The sequence below is a fragment of the Microcoleus sp. PH2017_35_SFW_U_B genome (assembly GCF_020737865.1).
Lineage (GTDB): Bacteria > Cyanobacteriota > Cyanobacteriia > Cyanobacteriales > Microcoleaceae > Microcoleus.
This window is the reverse complement of record NZ_JAEQDE010000096.1, coordinates 34,321-57,256: the sequence shown is the minus strand read 5'-3', so window position 1 is coordinate 57,256 and position 22,936 is coordinate 34,321. Positions and strand designations below refer to the sequence as shown.

Genomic DNA, 22,936 nt, shown 5'->3' with positions numbered 1-22,936 from the left:
GAAGCCCACCCCACAAGATAATTCATTGCTTGTGGAACAGGCATCTTGCCTGTTCAAAAAAATTCTGGGCGGGCTAGAAGCCCACCCCACAAGATAATTTACTGCTTGTGGAACAGGCATCTTGCCTGTTCAAAAAAATTCTGCCTGATTTGAGTAAAATCCGATCGCACTCAAGAATCAAAAGGTTTAATCAACGATCGCCCGTTAGCGAAGCCCTCAAAGACGATCGCCCAATCCAACACCAAACCTGCGATCGCAAACAATACCACACTCTCGACCCCAACCACCGCAAACGGTAATAACTCCTGCAAACCCGGCATTTTCCCCGCCTCAAAAGACAATTCAGCATCCAACTGTCCAAAAGCCCGCACCAACCCAAAAGCCAACACCACCCCAGATTTAAGCTGCCGGTTAGTATCGCAGCGAATCGCATAGCGGTAAGTCACGCCGAACAAAAAACCGCCCAAAAATGCCATCAATCCTTTGAATCCAAAATTTAGGCCAAATTCCCTGACCTGCAAACCCGCCAGAGCATCCCACCTCTGGGCTAAGATTAAGCTGTTAACAAGGGCGATCGACCCAAAAGCCAGCAAACAAGAAAAAGCAGCAACACTCGCTGCTTTCAAAGATTCTACCCGCTCAGCGGGACTAAAATTTGACGAGTCCTTCACAGCGCCCTCATTTCAAAAATAGCTCAAATTGACTTATGATAAGCTTTGGAGTCACTTTGTACAGTTTGTTCAATAAATAGCTATGGATATTTTGTCACTCGGTTGGGTTTCGGTGCTAGTTTTGTTCTCCTTCTCAATTTCAATGGTAATTTGGGGCCGCAACGGTTTCTAAATTCCAGAATAGCTGGCGGGGCAGGCTTTTTAACTGCCCTGCATTTTTTTTTAATCCTATTTAAGCAAATACGCTTGGGTTAAAACTGTTTATTCCTCGGAGATCCCCCTAAATCCCCCTTAAAAAGGGGGACTTCGCAGCACCTTCTTGTTCCCCCCTTTTTAAGGGGGGCTAGGGGGGATCAGCCTTATCTAAAGCCTATTGCTATTTAAGCAAATCAAAATAACAGGACTTACAAAAATGACTGCCAAAAAAATCTTAATGCTAGTCGGCGACTTTGTAGAAGACTACGAAGTAATGGTTCCATTCCAAGCATTGCAAATGGTAGGTCACACCGTCCATGCAGTCTGCCCCGACAAAGCCGCAGGTCAAACAATTCGCACCGCAATTCATGACTTTGAAGGCGATCAAACCTACAGCGAAAAACCCGGTCACAACTTTACTTTAAACGCAACTTTTGACGAAATTAACGCCGCAGACTACGACGCTTTGATTATCCCTGGAGGACGATCGCCAGAATACATCCGCCTCAACGAACAAGTGCTGCAAATTACCCGCTACTTTGCCAACAGCAAAAAGCCGATCGCATCTATTTGTCACGGATTGCAAGTCCTCACCGCCGCCGGCGTACTCGAAGGCAAACGCTGCACCGCATATCCAGCTTGCAGCCCCGACATACTCCGGGCTGGTGGCAAATATACCGAAGTTCCCGTTACCGAAGCCGTAGTCGATGGCAACTTAGTCACAGCCCCCGCATGGCCTGCACATCCTAACTGGTTAGCTGAATTTCTCAAAGTTTTGGGAACAAAAATCGAACATTCAGATAGTCATTAGTTATTAGTTATTAGTTATTAGTTATTGGTTATTGGTTATTGGTTATTGGTTATTGGTTATTGGTTATTAGTTATTGAGTTGTTAGTCACATGAAAAATTTTGCAGTCAAAGTTAAAACTAATTCCAAACAGCAAAGCATCCAAGAGCAACCAGACGGCAGCCTGACAGTACACCTCAAATCCCCGCCCGTGGATGGAAAAGCCAATAAGCAGAGTTAATCGTGCTGTTGGCGAAAAAGTTTAAAGTGCCCAAATCGGCGATCGCAATTAAATCCGGTCTTTCCTCCCGCAATAAACTTGTCGAAGTTCCGATTTAACCAATCTTTAGATAGATATCTAAATCTTTCTCAAGATAGATTAAGACTCAGCTTTTAATTTATACAGTAGTAGTTGTAAGGTTAGGAGAAAAAATTATGACCATTGAAAATAGAGTCGAAGCAACTGCCAAGAATATCGAAGGCAAAATTCAAGAAGCTGTGAGCGAAGTTACAGGCAACCAGAAAGATAAATTAGAAGGTCAAGCCAAGCAGGACGAAGCATCAGCAATTCACATGAAAGAAGACCTCAAAGATAAAGCCAAAGAGATTGTAGACCGAGCATAAAGTATTTCTTGCGACAAGTTTCCTGCCTACTAAATCCCGCAAATAACATATCGTTTGCGGGATTTTTTTTAGAGATACTTTTTGTAGATTAGAAAAATCATTGCTGGCAAAATCTATCGGCTAACTGCCCCTACAGATTCTACTAAATCATAATGTAAAAGCATTAATTTTGTAGCGAGGATTGTTTCCATTGCATAAGTTGTGCCATCTTGATGAGAAAATTCTACCTCAAAAGCACTGCCATCAAATTCCATCACGACTGTTCCCACTTGTCCTTTATATAATTTAATGATTTGTTTTGTTTCAAAATGGGTTGCTTCTAAATCTTCAGTTAAAGCAACAATATCTAAGCCCTTAATTTTTTTCATTGTTTTTACCTCACTTTTTGACGGGATAACAACTTGTCAATCTGGGGAAAGTTTCACCTGAGCGGACGATCCAAGCTGCTAGAATCAGAGATTCACCTACTTCGGTTTTCAGCAAGAATTTCATGTTGTAATGTGTTCCGTATTCATTGTTTTTCTGAATAACAACATCTTCGTTAATAGCAGCTTCTTTTAAAGCCTGTTTGAGAATTTCACCATTTTTCAGGGTAATGCCTAACTTACTGGCAAACAAAATATAGCGGTTCGAGCTCCCATATGAGGTATGTTGTTGGGCTTGGGCCCTCTTAGTTTAAGGAATGATTGATTGGTGGCAAAATCGATCGGTGAATCTGCCCTTCCTTTTAATGCCAATGTTATAAAAGCCCGATGCCCCATCCCTCCGCTTCGCTCCGCCCAATGCCCAATTCCCAATTCCCAATTCCCAATTCCCCATGCAATAAAAAAGCTAGGGATTCATATCCCTAGCTGGAAACATAGCACAATTAGTTTTTAGAGTTGGCGCGGGCGATGGCTTACGCCCCGCTACGCTACGGCTTTTTCCAAACCGACTCCCACCCGCTGCCACCTAAATTAAATCAGGGTAATATCAGTCGCCGTCAAGCCTGGTCGGCCGTTCAGCAGTGCCAGTTGAATTGGTGCTTGGCCGCCAGCACCGTCTTGGTCGTACAGCAAGCGACCTGTGGAACCTTCGTAAACGAGGACTGCTTGTCCTGGAGTTGCTCCTGCAGGAGTCAGATCGTTGTTGTAAGTTCCGGTTTCCACCTGTAAGAACGCCCTGGAAGAAGGTCGATTTGGCAGACTATTGTCAAATGGTGGTAACAGGAAGGAGTCGAAGTTCAATACCAACTTGTCACGGCCGACTTCAAAATCGCCGATTTGGTCTGGGCTGCTACCCAGGCTACCGTTGGCGTTGATCGTGACGCCCTCGCCGAAGTTGTTGTAGTAGAAGCTGTCATTGCCGGCGCCGCCAATCAGCGTGTCTGCACCGGGCCCGCCACCGAGAGAGTCGTTGCCGTCTCCTGCGAGCAAATAGTCGTTCCCAAAGCCGCCCAACAGCGTGTCGTTTCCGCCGCCGGCATTTAAGGTGTCGTCCCCGTCAGATGTCGATCCAGTAGGAAGACTGCCGGGGCCGCCGAACAGTATGTCGTCGCCAGCACCGGTAGTGATGACATCAGTACCGTTGCCGCCAATGATGAAGTTGGAACCTAAGGTATCGGTAATGAGGTTTGTCGATGTGGCACCGGCAAAGTTGACACTGGTGGCGTAGGAGATAAAGTCGTTACCAGCAAAAGAGCCAACCAATCGATCGCGTCTGCTACCAAACACGATCGTGTCACTTCCTTCACCACCGTTCATGAAGTTTGTGACGGTGCCGGTGGTAGTAAGGTTAGTGCTGGTGTTGCCAAGTAACAGATCGTCACCCAGGCCGCCGTCAAGAGTAATCAGCGCAGTAGTAGTACCGATCGCAAAAGTGGTGGCATCGATCGTATCGTTGCCATCTCCACCGAAGGCTTGATTAAAGATGCCGCTCAAGCTGTCATTGCCACCGCCACCGATCATGCTATCACTCGCAAAAGCTGCAACGATCGTGTCGTTACCATCTTCGCCATTGAGCAAGTTGCGACCCGCGAAGCCTGGAAATGAACTCGACGCGCCTACGCTGGAAAGTGCAGACACCGTAGACGACTTGATGAAGTCATCGCCTGCGCCTCCCAATGCCGTATCCTGAGTAGCAAAAACCGTGATCGTGTCGTTACCAGCACCGCCGTCCAACAAGTTTTTGCCGGTACCAAAGTCGCCGATACCGCCTAGGAGAGAATCGTTGCCCTCACCGCCGAGCAAGGTTGTTTTCTCAATGCCGATCGTGATGACGCTCGAAGAAAACGGACTCGACTGGGTACTGTTGAGAATGACTAAGGTGTCGTTGTCTAGGTCGCCGGAAAGATAGCTGTTGCTGGCCACACCGTATATTGTGTCGTTGCCTTTACCGCCGATCAGAGTATCTTTCTGATTGATACCTACAACAAAGTCGTCGCCCAAGTCTCCGCGCAGGAAGTTGCTGCCTTGATTGCCACCGGCACTGCCGCCGATGCGAAGACCGAGGTTGTTGCCGCCGCCTGCGATGAAGAAGCCGAGGGAGTCATTGTCCTTACCACCGTAGAGGGTGTCTCTTCCGAGGGCGCCTCCGAGCATCGTATCTGCGCCCTGATTACCAAACATCAGGTTGCCATCGACAGTGCCTTGGAGCAAGTCATCTCCCGCACCGCCCAACAGCGTCGAATTCCGGCTTTGAGCAATTACGGTGTCACTGCCTCCATCGCCCGACAGGAAAACCCGCTCGCGCTGGCCTACTAATGAATCTTCGTCAGGGCCACCGTATAGGCTATCGTTGGGGCCGACGGAAATTAGAGTATCGTTATCGCGTTCGCCAAATATTAAGCTGCCGCCGAGGGTAGAAGTTGTAATTAAATCCCCCCCCGCTCCGGCAAAGATTGTATCCGGGCCCAGTCCCGGAGTGTTTAAATTAGTTTGATCGGAATTGTCAGTTAACGTTGTCATACAGCTTCACTCCTCTACTTGTTGGTCATCGCTTGTGCGACTACAGACACTGCCTAGAACACCGAATGTTTGGATGCCGCTGTAGTTTAACCTGTTTGCCAGCCGCAAGTCTAGCCTACTGGTGTTAACCCTGTCTAGACTTTCTCCCTCGCGGACTTTTTGCTTGTAAGCTTTTATTTTCAATGTCTTCACCCTTTAATAATCCTTGTGCAATGTCTCATGTGCTCACGCTCAAGAAGACGCGGCTCACATTCTTAATGTTCCATTCTGGATTGGCGCTCGGGGATCGCCTCCGGGGAAGGAAATTAAAGATTAACAAGGGTCGATCGCGCGATCGCCAGACAAAGAAAAGTGAGAGATTGGTTACTTGGTTACAACGCTTTGTGGCAATTTCCGGTTTCCCAGGCAGGGCCGTCTTTAAATAATTCTGGCTCGGATTGAACTCCGCACCGCTCTGGGGTCTAAAAGTCTACACCCCGCTTTAGTTCTACGCCCCGATCGCCGTAGTGTTTGTGACAGTATACCTCCGAGTGTACGCTTGCCAAGTCAAAGTAACCATGGGGTTTGTGGCAGCGCCCGGTGATAATGATTTCTGTATCGCGGGGCTTTCGCAGCAGGGCTTCGACGATCGGCTCTACCGGCAGCAGTTCTAAGTCTACTGTTGGATTGAGTTCGTCGAGAATGATCGTTTTATACCAGCCGCTGGCGATCGCCGTTTTGGCGATTTCCCAGCCGCGTTCTGCCTCGATGCAATCTAACTCTTGCTGTTGCCCCCGCCAAACTATAGCATCTCGGCCACACCGCTGGTGGTCTACTAACTGGGGGTAACTTTGCCGCAAAGCTGCGATCGCCGCATCTTCTGTATAGCCACTACCACCTTTGAGCCATTGTACAATTAAGACGCGGTGAGATTGGTCTTGGCTGATACCCTTACCTATTGCCTGCAAAGCTTTCCCCAATGCGCTCGTAGATTTGCCTTTGCCCGCTCCTGTGTATATTTCGATACCTGAAATATTGTGTTCGGCCGCTGCGGGGTGATAGTGGGGCTTCATTTCTGAGTGCAAGTCGGCAATATCCAGCAAAGCTTCGGGGGCCGCTCGGCCAGTGGCGATTACTTCTAAATATTCTGGTTTGTTTTTGAGGGTTTGGACTACTTCGTCCACTGGCAGCAAACCCAAGTCCAATACGGGGTTTAGTTCATCTAGAACTACTACAGAATAAAGCTCGCTGGCGATCGCTCCTTTGGCGATATCCCAGCCTCGCTGGGCTTCTGTGCGATCGAAGCGGGTGATTGCTTCGGCCCCAAAATATTCGGCTCTGCCGGTACGCACTTGGTCGATCAAGTGCGGAAATGCCCGTTGCAGGGCTTCTATTGCCCCGTCTTCGTCGTAGGAGCGGCCGGGGCCTTTGAGAAAGCGCAGCAACAAAACTCGCGTGGGCGAGTCAGAATTGATACCCAGCCCGATCGAGCGCAACACTACTCCCAAAGCTGCCTGAGACTTGCCTTTACCAGCGCCGTCGTAGACGTGAATCTGACCCGCGATGCGTTCTGAGCGAGATGACGCTGTCCGAATACCAATGCCATTCCTTACCATAATCCGCACTTATTTTAGTCTGTCTCGGGGTGGGTATTCGATCGCGCCCATTGAATGTTTAATATTTCCCTTCTGTTGGACGATCTCAAAAGATTATAGGATACAACCTCAACCACCTAATGTTCAGAAGGGCGATCGAAGAGGATTAGGGGCTAAAACCTGCGCTCTAGATTATTCCGCTTCTGATGTACAATTAAAATCTAACACGGGCTGATATACCTGAATGCTTATGATTGCGAGTGTTTTCCCATTTCGGACTGTTTTGGTGCAAATTTTAATGATGTTTTTGGCGATCGCGATCGAATCGTGGTTTCTGCAAAAACTACTGAAACTCGGCCCCAAAACCAGCGTTGAATATACAGCCATCCTCAATCTCGCTTGCACTTGCGTGGGTTGGTTAGTTTTCTTCGGCATTGAAAGCGTTATTTCCAAAGAATGGCGAGAAGAACTTATCGGTTATATTTTATTAGGCGGAGGTCAGAATACTTACTCTGCAATAACTGCGATTGCCCTCTCGGTATTGGCAATCACTTTTCTCGCCAAATGGCAGGGACTAGAATTCATAGAGAACATGGTTTCTGGTAACAAAAAAGCTTCCAAACCTCAGTTTTTGGGGCCGCCAACTCTCAGCCGCCGTCCTCCCAAAAAAACTTTTCGAGTAACTACCCAGTTTGGGGCAGTTTTAATCGCCCACACTGTTAGCAATTTCGTTATTTTAACCGTATTGTTTTTGCAAAGCGTCAATTGAAATCTATGATGAAGCAATTTTTGGATGTGACTCAGCAACTCACGAAGCTGACTAACAACCTTTGGGAAACCAATAAAAAATTTCAAAAGGCGATAATTCCGCCTAAAGTTGTCCACTGGAAGACGCCTTTACTGCTCAGCATATTTTTAGCTTTGCTGACGGTGGCGGCAATCACAGACTGGCCGACAAGAACTCTGATGTTTGATATGAGCTGGTTATTTTTTACACTGTCAATGGGTTTGCTGACCAGCCAGCAACCTTTTACGATTAAAAAAGTAAGTCTGAGTCCGTGGGTGACCAGCATCTTAATTGGCTTGTGGTTGCTGATCCGATTGCCGTCAGATAGGAAGGAAATAGCATGGATATCCGGCCCAATTATAGCAGTAATAATTTTGGGTGTAATAGAGATTTGGAATAGCGAGTCAAAACGGGAAGGTATCAGATCGTTAGTGCGGCCTCAGTTTTTGATGATTACTCTCATTCACCTGCTGATTTCCTGTTGGTTTGGATTTCACTTTTTAATTCAAGGTTGGATAGAACAATATCCGAGCGTTTTATCGCAGGATTTGAGGAAAAGCGATTATGTGGTGACATTTCAACAGCCAACTATTAATCGCTCCCGAGGAGTGGTCATCCTCAATGCAATGGATCGATACCTGCAAAATGAAGCTCGCACAAAACCGTGGGCGCAGGTAGAACAAATGTTAATAGATATTGACAACGAGCGATTTTTTCTGAAGAATCAAGCGTTAAAAACAATTCGGGTAGTCCCAGAAGATGCGAGCTGGGAGGTCAAAACTTCGATCGTCCAAGGAGAGTCCCGCTATCAGTTACAGATGCAGGCAACTTGGCTGGGGCTGGTGTTTAGACCCGAAATATATTCGTTGACCAAATCTTGCGAGGTGATCGATGTAGGCAATAGAGCGACTGTAACCTGCGACACTACCAAACCCTCTAAACCTGGACTGAAAAAAGATGGAACTTCGGGAGACAGTCAAGTTTGAGCTTGTCTCTGGCCGTTAGGAGAGGGGGAGATAAGGGAGATGGGAGAGGGGGGAGAGGGGGAGAGGGGGAGAGGTGTAGGTTTTCCACTGGCAAAACCCAGCAAATCTAGACATTGCAAAGGTTTTGGGCTTTGGCTTGGCGGGAATCTCAAACTCTTATGGGATAAGGCTTTTACCAAAAAACCTACACCCGTCGGGATGGGAAGAGGGGGAGATGGGAAAAATCCTCTTTCTTCACCCTTGACTTCTACCCTCAACATCCATCCGTTACATCCGTTAAAAAATCCGTTGCCGAACTTCCCTCTTCCTTGCACTAAAATATGGCTAAAGTTGACTGCGGGTTAATAACTAGATGAATTTGAGAAGAATCTTGACAGTCGCGACTAATGTATATTGGGAAGTAATTCGCGATCGCATCCTTTACTTAATTATTATTTTTGCTCTGTTGATGGGAGCCTCGGTGCGCTTGATACCGGAATTGGCAGCGACAACCGAAAATAAAATTATCTTAGATATTGGTTTGGCTGCGATGAGCATCCTGGGTATAATTGTCACAGTCTTTGTGGCTACCGGACTGGTCAACAAAGAAATTGAAAAGCGGACTGTTTACCTGTTAGTTGCCAAGCCGATAAGCCGGGCTGAGTTAATTGTGGGCAAGCACTTAGGGATGTCGGCGGTGCTATTCGTTCTGGTAGCAGCAATGACTGTCATCTATCTGGTTATTCTGAGTTTGAGTCGCATTCCTTACCCTTTGGGCAGCATTTTAATCGCTTCGCTGTTCGTGTGGTTTGAGCTGTGCCTCATGGCCGGTGTGGGGATTTTATTTGGAGTTTTTAGCAGTTCGCTGCTGGCTACTTTACTGACATTTAGCGTTTATTTGATGGGACACTCGACGCGGGATTTAGTGGCTTTTGGCAAGTTAACTAAAAATCCTGGCATTGAACAATTGATGATGGGACTTTATCTAGTTTTGCCTGATTTAGCCCGGTTCAATTTGAGAAATGATGCTGTTTACGGACAAGTACCTTACTTGGCGGGTTTGATTACAGATGCGGGCTATGGTTTGCTGTATGTGGTGCTGCTGCTGTCAATTGCGATCGCCATATTTTCGCGTCGAGAATTTTAAAATATAGATTCCGCATTGTCAGCGGTAATTGTTTGCTGGAAGAGTCCTCGCTGCAAACGAATTTGATTGTGGAATTAGCACGCTAAGATATAGAGAAGGTTGTCGATCGCCAATCTCGACTAAAAGTCAAACTTTTATTGGTAAAATGAGGTGACTTATGACTGCTGTAATTCACAAACCGATATCGCAGCTAAAAATTACCTGGCCGCTGCTTCCCGATGATTTTATTCTACCAGATGACCCCGTGGAAAATATAGAACATCCTTTAATCTCTAACGGTTTGCGCCAGTCTGTAGTGGATTCCCCGGAACTAATCCAAGATGCACTCATAGTTTCTAATTTTGCTTTGTGTGCTGCTGTGGACGATCGCACTATTTGCAAAGCCCCAGACTGGATGTACGTGCAACCGGTTCAACCTTGGCCTCACAGCTATCCCCGCCGCAGTTACACGCCTCATACCGAAGGAACAGTGCCTTTTGTAGTGATGGAATTTCTCTCAGCTACTTACGGCGATGAATACTCCGTCGAACACACAGAAGAAATCGGCAAGTGGTTCTTTTACGAACAAGTAATCAAAGTTCCTCGCTATGTCATTTTTCGGCCGCATACAGGCAGAATAGAAGTTTATGCGCTGGAATCCGATCGCTACAACAATCAAGATCCTGATGAAAATGGGCGTTATTTGATACCTGGATTAAATCTATTTTTGGGAGTTTGGGTGGGAACTCGGGAAGGTAGAACAGGAAATTGGCTGCGCTGGTGGAATGCAGACGGAGAGTTGCTTTTGTGGCCGGAAGAACGGGCAGAAGTAGAACGTCAGCGGGCCGAAGCCGAAAGCCAGCGGGCCGAAGCCGAAAGCCAGCGGGCAGAAGCTGAAAGCCAGCGGGCAGAAGCTGAAAGCCAACGCGCCGAAGCTGAAAGCCAGCGGGCCGATCGCGAACAGCAAGATAAAGAGTCCGCCCAAACGCTGTTGGAACAGGAAAGACAGCGCAATCAAGAACTTTTGGCGCGATTGGCAGCCCTCGGTATCGATCCAGAATAACTAAACCCACCTAAAAAAACAGAATATTTAGATCCCCGACTTCGCAGAAGTTGTTGGGGATCTAATATCGATCGCCTTCTACAGTAATCCCAATTGAAATCATGTTAGTGAAAAAACTCGAAGAATTAAAAGACATTTTCGCGCTGATGGAACGAGCGCTGATTGCCTACTCTGGTGGCATTGACAGCACTTTGGTGGCAAAAATTGCTTTTGACGTGTTGGGCGATCGCGCTTTGGCTGTAACGGCTGTTTCTCCGTCTCTACTGACAGAAGATTTGGAAGATGCCCGGATTCAAGCCGCAGAAATTGGCATCGCCCACCAGGAAGTCGAAACTCAGGAAATGGCCAATCCTAATTATACTTCTAACCCGGTTAATCGCTGCTATTTTTGCAAAAGTGAACTGCACGATACTTTGAAACCGCTAGCACTTGCCAAGGGTTATCCTTATGTGGTGGATGGGGTGAATGGTGATGATTTAAAGGATTACCGCCCGGGGATTCAGGCTGCAAAGGAACGGGGCGCGCGATCGCCTTTAGCAGAAGTCGGCATGACTAAATTTGAAGTGCGACAGTTAGCAAGAGAATTGGGTTTGCCTTGGTGGGACAAACCGGCACAGCCTTGTTTGAGTTCGCGCTTTCCTTACGGTGAAGAAATCACCGTTGCAAAGTTGCAAAGAGTGGGGCGCGCTGAACGGTATTTGCGGCAGTTGGGGCTGAAAAATCTGCGCGTGCGATCGGATGGAGATACGGCGCGAATTGAATTGCCGGCCCAGGAGATTCGAGAGTTTGTATTAAATGCGGATTTGCCTGCATTGGTGGCGGTGTTTCAGCAGTTTGGTTTTGTGTACGCGACTTTGGATTTGGAGGGGTTTCGCAGCGGCAAATTAAATCAGGTTTTGCAACCTGAATTGTTGGGGGCGAAGGCTTGATTAATTATCTTGAAAAAATGTCACTACAACCGTGTGTTCGTCCCGATCGCATTTAACTTGAAAACGGCGCTGAGGATAAAGCGATTTTAGGCGACTTTCCCACATCTGAGCTAATGCTTGTCCCAAATACAATAAATTGTCACTGCTAGCGTTTTGGGCACCGGGGAGAATGTCATCAACGTGCTGGTGGTTCATCACCTGCTCAATTGCAGCGACATCATTCCCTAGCTCGATTTTCCACTGTTCGTAGATTTGACTGTTAAAGGCTTCGGACAAAAAGATGCCGCCTTCATGTTCGACAAAATCTGGCCAGAATAGTTTTGTGAAAGCTATGGCAATTTCAATATTAGCAGATCCAAAAAGATAATCCCAGAGTGAAAAATCATCGCCGTTGGCTTTTTTCCATTGCTGGAAATCGATTAGTTTATCTGCATTCAAGGATATTTGTTTGATGAACATAATTTCTAGGGTATTTCATCCAATCTAGCTGGCCTAACTGTTTTCTCAGCTTGCACATAAATGTCTCCTGCTGAGTTTTGGTTGTGTTTGTATTCAACGGCGTGAGGTGTCGGCACATTTGCATGAGCCCTTCCTGTCAAGTCTACTCGCTTAATTGCCCGTCCACTGTCATCGTAGACGATATAGCTGGTAATGTTCTTGCCATCCATGCGGTACAGTAAGTTTTGGGCACTTGCTCCATCTAGAGGAAATCTCCCGCTGACCTGGGTTCCGACGGCTATCAGGGTGCTAGCGGGGATGCCAACTGTCCAGTCAACTGGTTTAGACATAATATTAGTCCTAAATTATTTTACCATCTCAGTTTGATATATGTAGGGGTATTTGGAAATGTACAGAGTACAATTTATAGAAATTTGCACAAATGCTGACGGCTTGTTAAAGCAATAGCATAAACTGAAGTAGCAGCAAGAGTAGCAAGTTTTATGAAAGTTAAATTTAGATTGATCTGGGCCATCTTGGCTTTCTTGTTGTTCGCTTACATCCCGTTTCGGGTGTTAGCGGGCCCGCCACCTGCGGGAGATACAGTGAGCTCTGCCCTGTGGTGGCAAGTTTTGGTGTACAATCAGGTGCAGCAAATTAAAGACGGGCAATATCAAGGTTGCGTGTGGGGCGATTCTATTTCTTCGGCATTGGGCGATTCTTTGGGAGAAAAAAACTTTAATTTTGCGATCGGCGGAATGAGTTCTGTTTCTCTGCTAGAACAGCTTAAACTTGTAGTGCCCCAGGGGTTTACTTGCAAAAAATCAATTTTGGCGATCGGCACAAATGATGCTATGTACGGCATCAGCGACGAGCAGTTTGTCAGCAATTTGAAACAGGCTATCGCAATTATGCGATCGATCGGCACCAAACAGATTATTCTGATTCCTGCTTTTTACTCAACTCTTGCCGCCAGCTACAATCCTAAATTTGCCGGAACAATTGCCAGAGTTGATGAAATTAATGTTCTCATCAATCAAGTTGCCACCGACGAAAATATGACCGTGGAATCTAGTGGCATACAAGCCTTATTTAAGGAAAAAGCTCTAAATGGAGATTTAACGATAGACGGCGTTCACCTCAATGCCAAAGGTTTAGATATATACAGAAAAGTTTTGTTAAATATTTTGAATTAAACTTGACAACTCACACTTTATCTGACATAAGAATATCCTGCTAAACTCTTAATTTTAATTCCGTTTATGCGGACTTGATTTATGTCATTTCAGTGAAGTAGGGTGCGTCATAAAAATGATATTTTTGCTACTTTCCTCACAATCTTAGAAGTGAGGCACCACGGAATCAATGGTGTGTCAGAATTAGATTTTTGTCACGATCGACAATTACTAAACTGACGCACCCTAGCGCTAAATATCAAGGAGTAGTAGTTGGCATAATTTGCTGTGGTTGTAGTTGCTGTAGCTGCTGATTTTGCTGCTGTTGAATTTGAAGTTGCCGATCTTGAAGCTCTATCTGCCGCTGTCTGTCTTCGAGTTGCAAGCGTCTGTCTTCAGCTTGCTGCTGTCTGTCTTCAGCTTGCCGCTGTCTTTCTTCACGCTGTAACTCTCTGTCTAGCAGTCTGTCTTGACGTTGCTCTTGTCTGTCTTCTCGTTGTTCTCGAAGCTGTCTGAGTTGATTTCGCCGATCGAAATCTCCTCCCAAAAATAAGTTCTGAAAAGCGTTGATAGTTGTTTGAAACCCAGTAAAAATTCCGCTAACGCTGCTGATTCCACCTGCAACTCCTGTTATCGGCTGCAAGAAAGTGGCAATATTGTCTGCAACCCTAGTATAGCCCGATCGCGCTACGAGAATCACATCGTTGTTTCGGAGAGTTGGGTTATTGTCAGGATTCAGCCCTTGAGCAAAATCGACATTAATAGTGCGGCGAGTAACAGTACCGTTGGGGTTCAAGCGCAGCAGTTCCACCTTATCTTTTTTAGCCCGCAATTGATTGAAACTACCCGCAGTCAGCAAAGCTTGGTGGAGGGATGTACTAGGTTTAACCTGTAAAGCTCCGGGCCTGATCACTTCCCCTACAATATTGATGCTGATCGCATTTGGAGAGAAACTTGTACTTCCGAGTTGGGCAACTTCAGCTAAGTCTACAGTAGATGCCGTCGGAATAATGACGCTATCTCCTTCTTGCAGTAAAACATCTTGAGTTGCATCACCTTTTTGCAGCAAATCCCACAGATTTACCGTGATAGTTTGTTCAGTCCCACCTCTGATACGGCGGCGGATTTGGACGCGACGAATGTCTGCTTCTGTGGTGATACCGCCAGCAATTTTGAGCGCTCTAGTGATTGTTGGTAGTCCGACAACGGCTCCTCCTCCTTGTTGTTGTTCAATAGAGACAAAACTCAGATCTGTTTGTTGGTTAGTCGATCGCAAATCCGAAGCAGATACAGTATAAGGCCCCGGCCTGTTGACTTCTCCGACAATTACCACGCCAATTGGTTTAGTAATATCAGCGGAAAAACTAGCACTGGCTCTTTGACGGACTTCTTGGGTATTGAGAGCACTTGCTGTCGGTACAAAAATTGTATCTCCATCTCGGATCGTGACATCTTGGCTCAAATTTCCCGTATCTAAAAAATCCTGCAAATTAACAGTAATAAGTTGTTCTGCTCCGCCTCTGCGGGGACGGCGAATTTGGACATTTCGCATATCTCCTGCGGATGTCACCCCTTTAGCAACTTGCAGCATTTCCATCAAAGTTGGAAATTTTACGCCTCCTCCGGTTCCTTCTCTGCTGGCATTAATTTTGTAGGAACCGGGGCGAGTAACTTCACCGGCAACACCTATATTTAGGGGGCGAGTAACCATCAGAGTCACCGTGACAACGGGAACATTGATGAAGGGTTCGTATCGCTTGGTAATGACGGTAGCGGCTTGTTGCAGCGTCAACCCTTGAATTGAGACGCTGCGAATGATTGGTAGATTGAGGGTTCCGTCAACTAAGACTTGATATTCTTTGCTAAATTCAGGGACGCCGAAGATATCTAAAGCAATGCGATCGCCCGGGCCTAAAGTATAAGCCGCTTCTTGTATCAGCGAACCCGAATTGCCGATCCGTGGGAAACTCGAACCCGGAGGCGGTGGTGGCGGTACTCTCGGCCTGTTTTGGTTCCTAGCGGGTGCAGGATTTCTGATGGCAGGCAACTGAGCTATACTGGGCAGCGAACTGCTCAGCACCAGGAGTGCTGACAAACTAAGACTTGTAGCGGTTTGAACGTTATGTTTCATCTTTCTTTCCTGGTTGCAGTCTGCCATTGAACGATCGCAATGCAAGCTAGTTAATTTTAGTTTATTTTCCGTTCTGTCCAGTGTAGCCTCGCTGCCCTGGAAAATCCAGAGGTGGAATCATAAAATTTGTGCGGCAATCGAGTACCTTCTTTATAAAGAAAGCGTAAAGCTAGCCAAATGTTCTCAAAATTATTTATACATAAGTCGGGATGCAAATCAACCCCCCGAAATAAAAGATCTAGAAAAAACGATCCTTCTTTGATGTAAAATATTAATAATTGTATCTGCGGGACAAAGACAAGTGTCACTAAAATTGGAGAAGGTAATTCCCTGGGGACGCTGCTTGGATGAATACATAGGAATGTTTAGCTTGACATCAAGTGACCTCAAGCGAGCAATTCTAGATTGTGCGGGCGGGCCGGCGAGTTTCAATGCTGAAATGACTCGCCAAGGTAACAAGGTGATTTCTTGCGATCCGGTTTATCAGTTTACGGCGGTGGAAATTGGCGATCGCATCCAAGAAACATATCAAACTGTGATTGACGCTGTTAAGGCCAATGTAGACGGTTACCTGTGGAACAGTTTTGAATCGCCGTACCAGCTAGGCGAAGTGCGGATGAAAGCAATGCAGGAATTTTTAGCAGATTTTCCCTCTGGCTTGGAGCAAGGCCGCTACCTGACTGCTGAGCTGCCTGTTTTGCCCTTCGATAACGGTCAATTTGATTTAGCTTTGTGCAGCCATTTCTTATTTGCTTATTCTCACCTGCTTTCGGAAGAATTTCATCTAGAAGCAATTATGGAAATGTGTCGGGTTGCTAAGGAAGTGCGAGTGTTTCCGCTGTTGCAAAGTTTTAGCGGAGAGGAATCTGAGCATTTAAATCCGATTATTGCCGAATTGAAAAATAGAAATTTTCGTGTGGAAGTTCAAGAGGCTCCCTATGAGTTTCAAAAAGGTGGAAATAAGATGCTGCGAGTTAGGGGGAGTATGTGATTCGCGTCTATACAAATTGAGTTATCGGGCGAATGGAATTCGCGGCTACACAAACGATGTCCGCAGTTACCGGGCGAATGGAATTCGCGGCTACACAAACAATGCAGTTACCGGGGGAATGGAATTCGCGGCTACACAAACAATGTCCGCAGTTACCGGGCGAATGGAATTCGCGGCTACACAAACGATGTCCGCCTCCGCGGACTGGAAGAAAAATAGAATGGACAAATAAACAAAATTGCATTCATTTTCTCTTCTATAGCAATCCTAAATCAGTTTCAATAACTGGTTACCAGGAAGAGCCTGGGAACCGATGTCACTCTTGAAGAGCCTCGGCTGCGAAAAGGTCGGCAGAGCGTCCGGATCTGCGTTACTTTCGCTCTGCCTGGTAACGAGTATAATCATTTAGGATTGCTATATCTTAAAATTATATGCGTTTATCTGCGTTATCTGTCTTACATCTGCGGTTGACCTATTAATTGTTATTGTCCGTGGTAAGTAGGCAATACCAGGACTTCATCGTTTAGGATAGCGTAATACCTAAACTATCTGCCCATTCCTTAACCCGATCGCCCGAAATGCCTGTCTTGCTTTTCTGGTAATCTTCCAAGGCTGCGAGGCTCATTGCGATGGTTTGTTCTTCGCTGAGGGGTTGAAACTCGTTTGCTGTGTCAATTTCTCCCCACTGATATCCCTCGCTTTCCTCAGTAATTTCTGTGATTAGGCGTTCAAAGTCGCTGAGATTACCGTTGGACTGATTCAGCCATGAAAGTGCGATCGCCTTCACCGCATCGCTGGACATGACCTGAATTTTGGCGTGGAGTTGCTTTATAGATTGAGCCATTGGATCGTAGAGAGTGACTGATTCTATTCTAGCGCATTGTCAAATAGTTGCGACGATCGTAAGGCACAGTTGTGGTAAAATTAATTAAATTCTTTGATGTCGATCGCCAGAAGCCTAATTAAAAGTAATACCTCTTCTCAAAAAACTACAACTGTAAATAAACTATCAACCAGAATATTCATCATTTATTCCCAACTTCTCAACTTTTTCAATCGTCAAGCGTCAATCCAAAATCTCAAATATCAAATCTAAAATCGTCTGTATTATGCCACAAACAGTCTGGATCGCACGCCACGGAAACCGCATCGACTTCGTAAACCCCGACTGGTTTCTCACCGCAGAACACCGCTACGATCCCCATCTTTCCGAAGACGGTCACATTCAAGCCAAACAACTCGCCAATCGCCTCAAAGGTGAAGGAATTTGTCACATTTTCGCTTCTCCTTTTCTGCGAACTGTCCAAACGGCAAATCACGCGGCAGAAGCTCTGGATTTGTCAATTAAACTAGAGTGGGGACTGTGCGAATGGCTGAATCCTGAATGGATGACCGAAATGCCGGAAACTGAATCTGTCGAGGATTTGTGCAGGCGTTTTCCCAGGATTGATGCTTCTTATAAAGGCGGTATTGCTAATTATCCCGAAACCGGGGAAGCTTGTCTCAAAAGGGCGGGGGAAACTGCTAAACGCCTCGCTGCACAGTTTCCTGAGGATATGTTATTAGTAGGTCACGGTTCGTCGGTTGTGGGAAGTGCGCTGTGGCTGGTGGGCGGTGCTAGGAGGAAAATTAATGCTTCTCTTTGCTGTTTGGTGAAAGTGGTGCGGAATGGGGACGAATGGTCGATCGCACTTAATGGCGATACTTCTCACCTCACGGACACTGAAACCGACATCCGCTTTAATTAAAGTTGAGATTCGTGCAAAAAATCGCATTATATGCTATGTGTACGGGTTGTGCAGTGCACACCCTAGGTTAATCTGGTCTGTGAAAATCTGAGTGCTATCATTTAATGTCGATCGCACATTTTAAATCAAAAATCTTAAATAGGTATGGCTGGACACAGTAAATGGGCGAATATTAAACGCCAAAAAGCTAGAGTTGATGCCGTTAAAGGCAAGGTTTTTGCTAGAATATCTCGCGAAATAATTGTCGCGGCGCGCAGCGGAGTTCCCGATCCCGCTGGCAATTTTCAACTGCGGACGGCTATTGAAAAAGCCAAGGCGGCTGATATTCCTAATGAAAACATAGAAAGGGCGATCGCCAAAGGTGCCGGTTTAGCCGGAGGTAGTTCCGAATTAGAAGCCATTCGCTACGAAGGTTACGGCGTTGGCGGCGTGGCGATTCTGATTGAAGCGCTGACAGACAACCGCAACCGCGCGGCGGCTGACTTGCGAGAAGCTTTTAGTAAAAATGGCGGCAACTTGGGCGAAACTGGTTGTGTGGGGTGGATGTTCGACCACAAAGGAGTTTGTACAGTATGCGGCCCCATTGATGAAGAACAATTGTTTGAAGCGTCGCTAGAAGCAGAAGCCGAATCCTACGATTTGATATTAATTGATGAGGATACTGAAGGTGCAGAGGTATTTACAAGTGTGCCTAATTTGGAAAAACTGGCTGATGTTTTGAAACAAACAGGTTTTGCAGTTTTGCAGTCGGAAAATCGCTGGATTCCGAGCAACATAGTAGAAATTGATAATCCTGAAAAAGCTCGATTGCTCATAAAATTGATGGATGCACTAGAAGATTTAGATGACGTGCAAAGCGTGACAGCAAATTTTGAAATGACCGATGAATTGATGTCCTCAATTATGATTTAAAATCCTTGGTTCGTAGTGAGGACTTTAGTCCGCATCAGGTTCATAGCAAAAATCGTAGGGTACAGGTTCGTAGTGAGGACTTTAGTCCGCATCCATGACAGGTTCGTAGTGAGGACTTTAGTCCGCATCAGGTTCATAGCAAAATTTGAAGGTTACTAGAACAATTACGGCTTTGTCGGAGTATGAAAGTTCAAGCGCAAATTATCTGGGAGAAGTAGTCCAGTACCGGACGATCGATCGGATGCAATAAGGGGGATTTGTGCGATCGTTTGTCAAGTAGTAAGTTGATATATTGCGGGTCGGTATTTTGGTTCGGGAATGGGTTTTCCCGCAGTTGTTGCAGCTTCCAGCCATGCTGTTTTAGCAATCTGTACTTCCTGCAAAGCTAATTCTGGGGTTTCCCCAAAAGCGGAACAGTATTTTAAGTCGGGAATATCGGCAATATAGCCTTCATCTTCGTTGCTGTAAAAAATATTGATGTGATAGTCTTTCATGTTTCATCATCCTCTATTGTGAGAGCGTATTCCTCGATTATCGCTAAGAATTGACGGACTTGATAGGGTGTCACCTCGCCTTTCTTATTTTGAATGTTAACAATTTCTGGCACTTCGGGATGATTGAATATGTGATGACTGCCACTGACTCTCGCCAGACTAAAGCCAAAGGCTTCAATCAGTGTCACCATTTCATTAAACTTGATGTTTTTTGACCCAGATAGCACCTTTTCTAAAATTTTACGCTTTTTCATCGCTCGCTCTTGATTGTACCTGGAATTTTAGGGTTTATTGATGCTGCTTGCAATCATAACATTCTTAATCTTGAACTATATCGTGTATTCGTGCTTCGTAAAATCCTTCCTCTTGAAGAAATTGAGTTAATTCCTTAAGTCCTTGGCGACGCTTGACTTTTCGCTGTTCTTGATAAATGATTAAATCCTTCAATTGAATTCGCCGATGGGAACCTACTTTGACACAAGGAATTGCTCCTTCATCTAGCAACTTGACAAGAAATGGTCGCGATACATTCAGGATATCGGCAGCTTGCTGCGTCGTCAGTTCGCGATTGTGAAGAATATCAAGCAAATATAGGGAAAACAAAAGACAAGCATTAAGTAGAACAGCAACTTTAGCCATATTAAAAAGTGAATTAATCCTATTCCTCGTATAAACCAGCTTCCTCAGTCATCTCGATTAGCTGGTCTAATAGTTTACGGCGCTTTCTGTCTCGCTGTTCTTGATAAATGATTAAATCCTTAAATCGAATCCTCCGATGGGAACCTACTTTGATATAAGGAATTGCTTCTTCATCTAGCAACTTGACTAGAAAAGGTCGCGATACATTTAGGATATTAGCAGCTTGTTGTGTTGTTAATTCGCGATTGTGACGAACGATCGAAACAGCCCGATTAGATGCCATCGCCTGCACAGCTTGATGCAGGATGTTGCAGACTGATTCGGGAAGGAGAATCTCTTCTCCGTTACTGGTGACTAATTTTGGCTGTGCGGATTCTCGGCTGAGTATCTGTGCTAATTGTGCTATAGATTCTTGTTCTTTTTCTGGAGGCAAAACAGACTCTGGCGATGCTTTTTGCTTTAACATAGCAAGATGTATTTTGATTGTTTTCTTGACGATAACACTTTTCACGGCGTAAACGCAATATCCGAAATAATCAAAATATTCAAACAGCCTGAAATAATCGTTCTAGCTTCTTAGTTACGGGCAATGGTTTACCTTCAGCTTGACAACTCTCAATTAGTAACTCCAGTACCTCTCGTGCATTGTAGATAGCTTCTTCATAAGAATCTCCGTGAGTTACCGGCTGCATTACATCCTCAAATTCAGGCAAAAATACGACAAAGCATCGATCGCCTTCCGACCATTGGATAACAACTGTATATTTCATGGTTCTGTCTCCTCTGCTTCGATTTGGCCAATTTTCCTCAATTATTTCGTTTTACGCTATCTGTAATCGTTTCCCCAACGTCTGAGGTTCTGGTAGAGGTTTGCCATCTTCTTGATAGAGTTCAATCAATGTTTCTAACAATTCTTGTCCGTGTTTTGCCGCTTCTTCGTAAGTGTGTCCGTGAGTGCAAGGCTGCATGACATCGGTAAACTCAGGTAAGCTGACAACAAAAAGTTGATCCTCTTTTGACCAGTGGATAATGAGACTATAATTGCTATTCATTTGGAACCCTTTATAGGCGAATAGAGAAGAATGCCAGCTAATGAGGTTTAGAATATTGTAGCCGATCGCCCAAACGACAAAAACCGAGTTGATTTAAGAAACCGGGTTTTTACCAAATCTGCGGGCTACAACAAAGTATTTTCGTAAAAAACCCGGTTTCTGGACTTCCTGACTCTTGCATCCCCACACAGATGTACAATGGTGAGACCGAATTCCCCAACGACCACCGTGATTGACCGCTACACTCTGCCCGAAATGGGCAACATCTGGACTGAAACCGCCAAACTCAAAAGCTGGCTACAAGTAGAAATTGCTGTCTGCGAAGCTCAAGCCGAACTCGGCTACATCCCCGCCGCCGCAGTCGAAGAAATTAAAGCTAAGGCTAATTTTGACCCCAAACGAGTCCTCGAAATTGAAGAGGAAGTTCGCCATGACATGATTGCTTTCTTGACAAATGTCAACGAATATGTAGGCGATGCCGGCCGCTACATTCACCTCGGTTTAACCAGTTCCGATGTGCTCGATACTGCTTTGGCGCTGCAATTAGTCGCCAGCGTCAATATCTTGTTAGAACGTGTCGAAGATTTGAGCCAAGCTATTCGCTATCAGGCCCAACAACACCGCAATACTGTGATGGTTGGCCGATCGCACGGAATACACGCTGAACCCATCACCTTTGGCTTTAAACTAGCAGGATGGCTGGCTGAAGTCCTTCGCAACCGCGCCCGATTGGTGAATTTGCGATCGTCCATTGCAGTCGGCAAAATCTCCGGCGCAGTCGGAACCTATGCTAATATCGATCCGCGAATAGAAGCGATCGCCTGTCAGAACCTGGGACTCGAACCCGATTGTGCATCGACTCAAGTCATTTCGCGCGATCGACACGCCGAATACGTCCAAACCTTAGCACTGTTAGCCGCCTCGATCGAACGTTTTGCAGTCGAAATTCGCAACCTGCAACGCACCGACGTGCTCGAAGTCGAAGAGTTCTTTTCCAAAGGGCAAAAAGGCTCATCCGCCATGCCCCACAAACGCAACCCGATTCGATCGGAAAGACTGACAGGAATGGCGAGAATTGTCCGCGCCAACGCCGTCGCAGCCTTAGAAAATGTTGCGCTTTGGCACGAAAGAGACATTTCTCACAGTTCCGTAGAACGGATGATTTTGCCCGACAGTTCTACAGTAACTCACTTCATGTTAGTGGAAACCACAGACTTAGTAAAACACCTGCTAGTCTATCCCGAAAATATGAAGCGAAACATGAATCTTTACGGCGGAGTTATCTTCAGTCAGCGCGTGATGCTAGCCTTGGTAGAAAAAGGAATGAACCGTGAAGAAGCATACAAAGTTGTGCAATCTTGCGCTCACGAAGCTTGGAACAAATCTGAAGGCAATTTCTATAATTTGATTGCTAAGGACGATCGCGTTACTGCTAAGATGACTAACAAGGAAATTGATGATTGTTTCGATCCGCAGTATCAATTGAGGCACTTAGATTTAGTGTATCAACGCTTGGGAATTTAAAATTTTTTTGAATTTCCGACTTTGGATAGGCCCAACTTGCCCACCAAGTTTCTCTGCGATATATTGTACCAAATTCGGTTTTGAGATCCCCTTGATTCTTCAGTCCGCGGAGGCGGACTTTGTATGTGTAGAAGCGATTTCAATCGCCGATTCAATCGCCGATCG

28 protein-coding genes and 1 pseudogene are annotated in these 22,936 nt (G+C 45.8%); 14 read left to right on the top strand and 15 right to left on the bottom strand.

What is annotated here, in order from left to right:
• Nucleotides 1-170: 170 nt before the first annotated feature.
• Nucleotides 171-671 carry a hypothetical protein gene (locus tag JGK36_RS25705; RefSeq protein ID WP_293179673.1) on the bottom strand — a complete coding sequence of 167 codons (501 nt, stop codon included), beginning with the start codon at nucleotides 669-671 and terminating at the stop codon, nucleotides 171-173.
• A gap of 82 nt (nucleotides 672-753) precedes the next feature.
• Here JGK36_RS25705 and petN point away from each other — a divergent pair, with 82 nt between their 5' ends.
• From petN to JGK36_RS25685, 4 genes and pseudogenes are all read left to right on the top strand, one after another.
• A complete protein-coding gene (petN, locus tag JGK36_RS25700; RefSeq protein WP_071883976.1) occupies nucleotides 754-843 on the top strand; it encodes a cytochrome b6-f complex subunit PetN in 90 nt (29 codons plus the stop codon).
• 240 nt (nucleotides 844-1,083) lie between these two features.
• A complete protein-coding gene (locus JGK36_RS25695; protein WP_293179670.1) occupies nucleotides 1,084-1,677 on the top strand; it encodes a DJ-1/PfpI family protein in 594 nt (197 codons plus the stop codon).
• An 89-nt stretch (nucleotides 1,678-1,766) separates the two neighbouring features.
• Nucleotides 1,767-1,993, top strand: a pseudogene (locus tag JGK36_RS25690) (DUF167 domain-containing protein).
• Nucleotides 1,994-2,089: 96 nt separating this feature from the next.
• Nucleotides 2,090-2,278: a CsbD family protein gene (locus tag JGK36_RS25685; RefSeq protein WP_293179667.1), complete on the top strand. Its 189-nt coding sequence runs from the start codon at nucleotides 2,090-2,092 to the stop codon at nucleotides 2,276-2,278.
• Nucleotides 2,279-2,391: 113 nt separating this feature from the next.
• Here the strand turns inward: JGK36_RS25685 and JGK36_RS25680 are convergent, their stop codons facing one another.
• The 4 genes from JGK36_RS25680 to JGK36_RS25665 all read right to left on the bottom strand — a co-directional run bounded on the left by JGK36_RS25680 (nucleotide 2,392) and on the right by JGK36_RS25665 (nucleotide 6,818).
• Complete coding sequence (locus tag JGK36_RS25680) at nucleotides 2,392-2,646, bottom strand: DUF4926 domain-containing protein (protein WP_293179663.1); 255 nt, start codon at nucleotides 2,644-2,646, stop codon at nucleotides 2,392-2,394.
• A gap of 10 nt (nucleotides 2,647-2,656) precedes the next feature.
• On the bottom strand, nucleotides 2,657-2,896 hold the full coding sequence (locus tag JGK36_RS25675; protein WP_293179660.1) for a DUF6883 domain-containing protein: 240 nt from the start codon (nucleotides 2,894-2,896) through the stop codon (nucleotides 2,657-2,659).
• Nucleotides 2,897-3,234: 338 nt separating this feature from the next.
• Complete coding sequence (locus JGK36_RS25670) at nucleotides 3,235-5,223, bottom strand: calcium-binding protein (RefSeq protein WP_293179657.1); 1,989 nt, start codon at nucleotides 5,221-5,223, stop codon at nucleotides 3,235-3,237.
• Between the two features lie 461 nt (nucleotides 5,224-5,684).
• Entirely contained in the window at nucleotides 5,685-6,818 is a 1,134-nt protein-coding gene (locus JGK36_RS25665) for a cob(I)yrinic acid a,c-diamide adenosyltransferase (protein ID WP_293179654.1), read from the bottom strand.
• 229 nt (nucleotides 6,819-7,047) lie between these two features.
• Between JGK36_RS25665 and fraC the strand changes: the two genes are divergently transcribed.
• The 5 genes from fraC to larE all read left to right on the top strand — a co-directional run bounded on the left by fraC (nucleotide 7,048) and on the right by larE (nucleotide 11,667).
• Nucleotides 7,048-7,566: a filament integrity protein FraC gene (fraC, locus tag JGK36_RS25660; protein WP_293147226.1), complete on the top strand. Its 519-nt coding sequence runs from the start codon at nucleotides 7,048-7,050 to the stop codon at nucleotides 7,564-7,566.
• Between the two features lie 5 nt (nucleotides 7,567-7,571).
• Nucleotides 7,572-8,570 carry a DUF5357 family protein gene (locus JGK36_RS25655; protein WP_293179651.1) on the top strand — a complete coding sequence of 333 codons (999 nt, stop codon included), beginning with the start codon at nucleotides 7,572-7,574 and terminating at the stop codon, nucleotides 8,568-8,570.
• A gap of 352 nt (nucleotides 8,571-8,922) precedes the next feature.
• Entirely contained in the window at nucleotides 8,923-9,696 is a 774-nt protein-coding gene (locus JGK36_RS25650) for an ABC transporter permease (protein WP_293179648.1), read from the top strand.
• Between the two features lie 157 nt (nucleotides 9,697-9,853).
• Entirely contained in the window at nucleotides 9,854-10,738 is an 885-nt protein-coding gene (locus JGK36_RS25645) for a Uma2 family endonuclease (RefSeq protein ID WP_293179645.1), read from the top strand.
• Between the two features lie 101 nt (nucleotides 10,739-10,839).
• Complete coding sequence (gene larE / locus JGK36_RS25640) at nucleotides 10,840-11,667, top strand: ATP-dependent sacrificial sulfur transferase LarE (protein ID WP_293179642.1); 828 nt, start codon at nucleotides 10,840-10,842, stop codon at nucleotides 11,665-11,667.
• Here the strand turns inward: larE and JGK36_RS25635 are convergent, their stop codons facing one another.
• Entirely contained in the window at nucleotides 11,668-12,126 is a 459-nt protein-coding gene (locus tag JGK36_RS25635; RefSeq protein ID WP_293179639.1) for a hypothetical protein, read from the bottom strand. It lies immediately after the preceding gene.
• Nucleotides 12,127-12,131: 5 nt separating this feature from the next.
• Nucleotides 12,132-12,455, bottom strand: coding sequence for a polymorphic toxin type 24 domain-containing protein (locus JGK36_RS25630; protein WP_293179636.1), 324 nt, complete (start codon nucleotides 12,453-12,455; stop codon nucleotides 12,132-12,134).
• Nucleotides 12,456-12,608: 153 nt separating this feature from the next.
• Here JGK36_RS25630 and JGK36_RS25625 point away from each other — a divergent pair, with 153 nt between their 5' ends.
• Nucleotides 12,609-13,301: a GDSL-type esterase/lipase family protein gene (locus tag JGK36_RS25625; protein WP_293193176.1), complete on the top strand. Its 693-nt coding sequence runs from the start codon at nucleotides 12,609-12,611 to the stop codon at nucleotides 13,299-13,301.
• A gap of 238 nt (nucleotides 13,302-13,539) precedes the next feature.
• Here JGK36_RS25625 and JGK36_RS25620 read toward each other — a convergent pair whose 3' ends face one another.
• Nucleotides 13,540-15,411 carry a polysaccharide biosynthesis/export family protein gene (locus tag JGK36_RS25620; RefSeq protein WP_293179630.1) on the bottom strand — a complete coding sequence of 624 codons (1,872 nt, stop codon included), beginning with the start codon at nucleotides 15,409-15,411 and terminating at the stop codon, nucleotides 13,540-13,542.
• Nucleotides 15,412-15,712: 301 nt separating this feature from the next.
• Between JGK36_RS25620 and JGK36_RS25615 the strand changes: the two genes are divergently transcribed.
• Nucleotides 15,713-16,402, top strand: a complete 690-nt coding sequence (locus JGK36_RS25615) for a class I SAM-dependent methyltransferase (RefSeq protein ID WP_293197246.1) — start codon at nucleotides 15,713-15,715, stop codon at nucleotides 16,400-16,402.
• 523 nt (nucleotides 16,403-16,925) lie between these two features.
• Here JGK36_RS25615 and JGK36_RS25610 read toward each other — a convergent pair.
• Nucleotides 16,926-17,246, bottom strand: coding sequence for a hypothetical protein (locus tag JGK36_RS25610; protein ID WP_293197248.1), 321 nt, complete (start codon nucleotides 17,244-17,246; stop codon nucleotides 16,926-16,928).
• 265 nt (nucleotides 17,247-17,511) lie between these two features.
• Here JGK36_RS25610 and JGK36_RS25605 point away from each other — a divergent pair, with 265 nt between their 5' ends.
• Entirely contained in the window at nucleotides 17,512-18,150 is a 639-nt protein-coding gene (locus JGK36_RS25605; RefSeq protein ID WP_293197250.1) for a histidine phosphatase family protein, read from the top strand.
• Between the two features lie 144 nt (nucleotides 18,151-18,294).
• On the top strand, nucleotides 18,295-19,062 hold the full coding sequence (locus tag JGK36_RS25600) for a YebC/PmpR family DNA-binding transcriptional regulator (RefSeq protein ID WP_293197252.1): 768 nt from the start codon (nucleotides 18,295-18,297) through the stop codon (nucleotides 19,060-19,062).
• Nucleotides 19,063-19,334: 272 nt separating this feature from the next.
• Here the strand turns inward: JGK36_RS25600 and JGK36_RS25595 are convergent, their stop codons facing one another.
• The 6 genes from JGK36_RS25595 to JGK36_RS25570 all read right to left on the bottom strand — a co-directional run bounded on the left by JGK36_RS25595 (nucleotide 19,335) and on the right by JGK36_RS25570 (nucleotide 21,247).
• Nucleotides 19,335-19,556 carry a type II toxin-antitoxin system HicB family antitoxin gene (locus JGK36_RS25595; RefSeq protein ID WP_293179612.1) on the bottom strand — a complete coding sequence of 74 codons (222 nt, stop codon included), beginning with the start codon at nucleotides 19,554-19,556 and terminating at the stop codon, nucleotides 19,335-19,337.
• A complete protein-coding gene (locus JGK36_RS25590; protein WP_293197254.1) occupies nucleotides 19,553-19,810 on the bottom strand; it encodes a type II toxin-antitoxin system HicA family toxin in 258 nt (85 codons plus the stop codon). Before JGK36_RS25590 ends, JGK36_RS25595 begins: the two co-directional genes overlap by 4 nt.
• Before the next feature lie 64 nt (nucleotides 19,811-19,874).
• Nucleotides 19,875-20,195, bottom strand: coding sequence for a helix-turn-helix domain-containing protein (locus tag JGK36_RS25585; protein WP_293179606.1), 321 nt, complete (start codon nucleotides 20,193-20,195; stop codon nucleotides 19,875-19,877).
• Nucleotides 20,196-20,214: 19 nt separating this feature from the next.
• Complete coding sequence (locus JGK36_RS25580) at nucleotides 20,215-20,661, bottom strand: helix-turn-helix domain-containing protein (RefSeq protein ID WP_293179603.1); 447 nt, start codon at nucleotides 20,659-20,661, stop codon at nucleotides 20,215-20,217.
• Between the two features lie 79 nt (nucleotides 20,662-20,740).
• Entirely contained in the window at nucleotides 20,741-20,965 is a 225-nt protein-coding gene (locus JGK36_RS25575) for a type II toxin-antitoxin system HicB family antitoxin (protein ID WP_293179600.1), read from the bottom strand.
• A gap of 51 nt (nucleotides 20,966-21,016) precedes the next feature.
• Nucleotides 21,017-21,247 (bottom strand): type II toxin-antitoxin system HicB family antitoxin, encoded by a 231-nt coding sequence (locus JGK36_RS25570; protein WP_293197255.1) that lies wholly within the window; start codon nucleotides 21,245-21,247, stop codon nucleotides 21,017-21,019.
• A 228-nt stretch (nucleotides 21,248-21,475) separates the two neighbouring features.
• Between JGK36_RS25570 and purB the strand changes: the two genes are divergently transcribed.
• Entirely contained in the window at nucleotides 21,476-22,771 is a 1,296-nt protein-coding gene (gene purB, locus JGK36_RS25565; RefSeq protein ID WP_293197294.1) for an adenylosuccinate lyase, read from the top strand.
• Nucleotides 22,772-22,936: the final 165 nt, after the last annotated feature.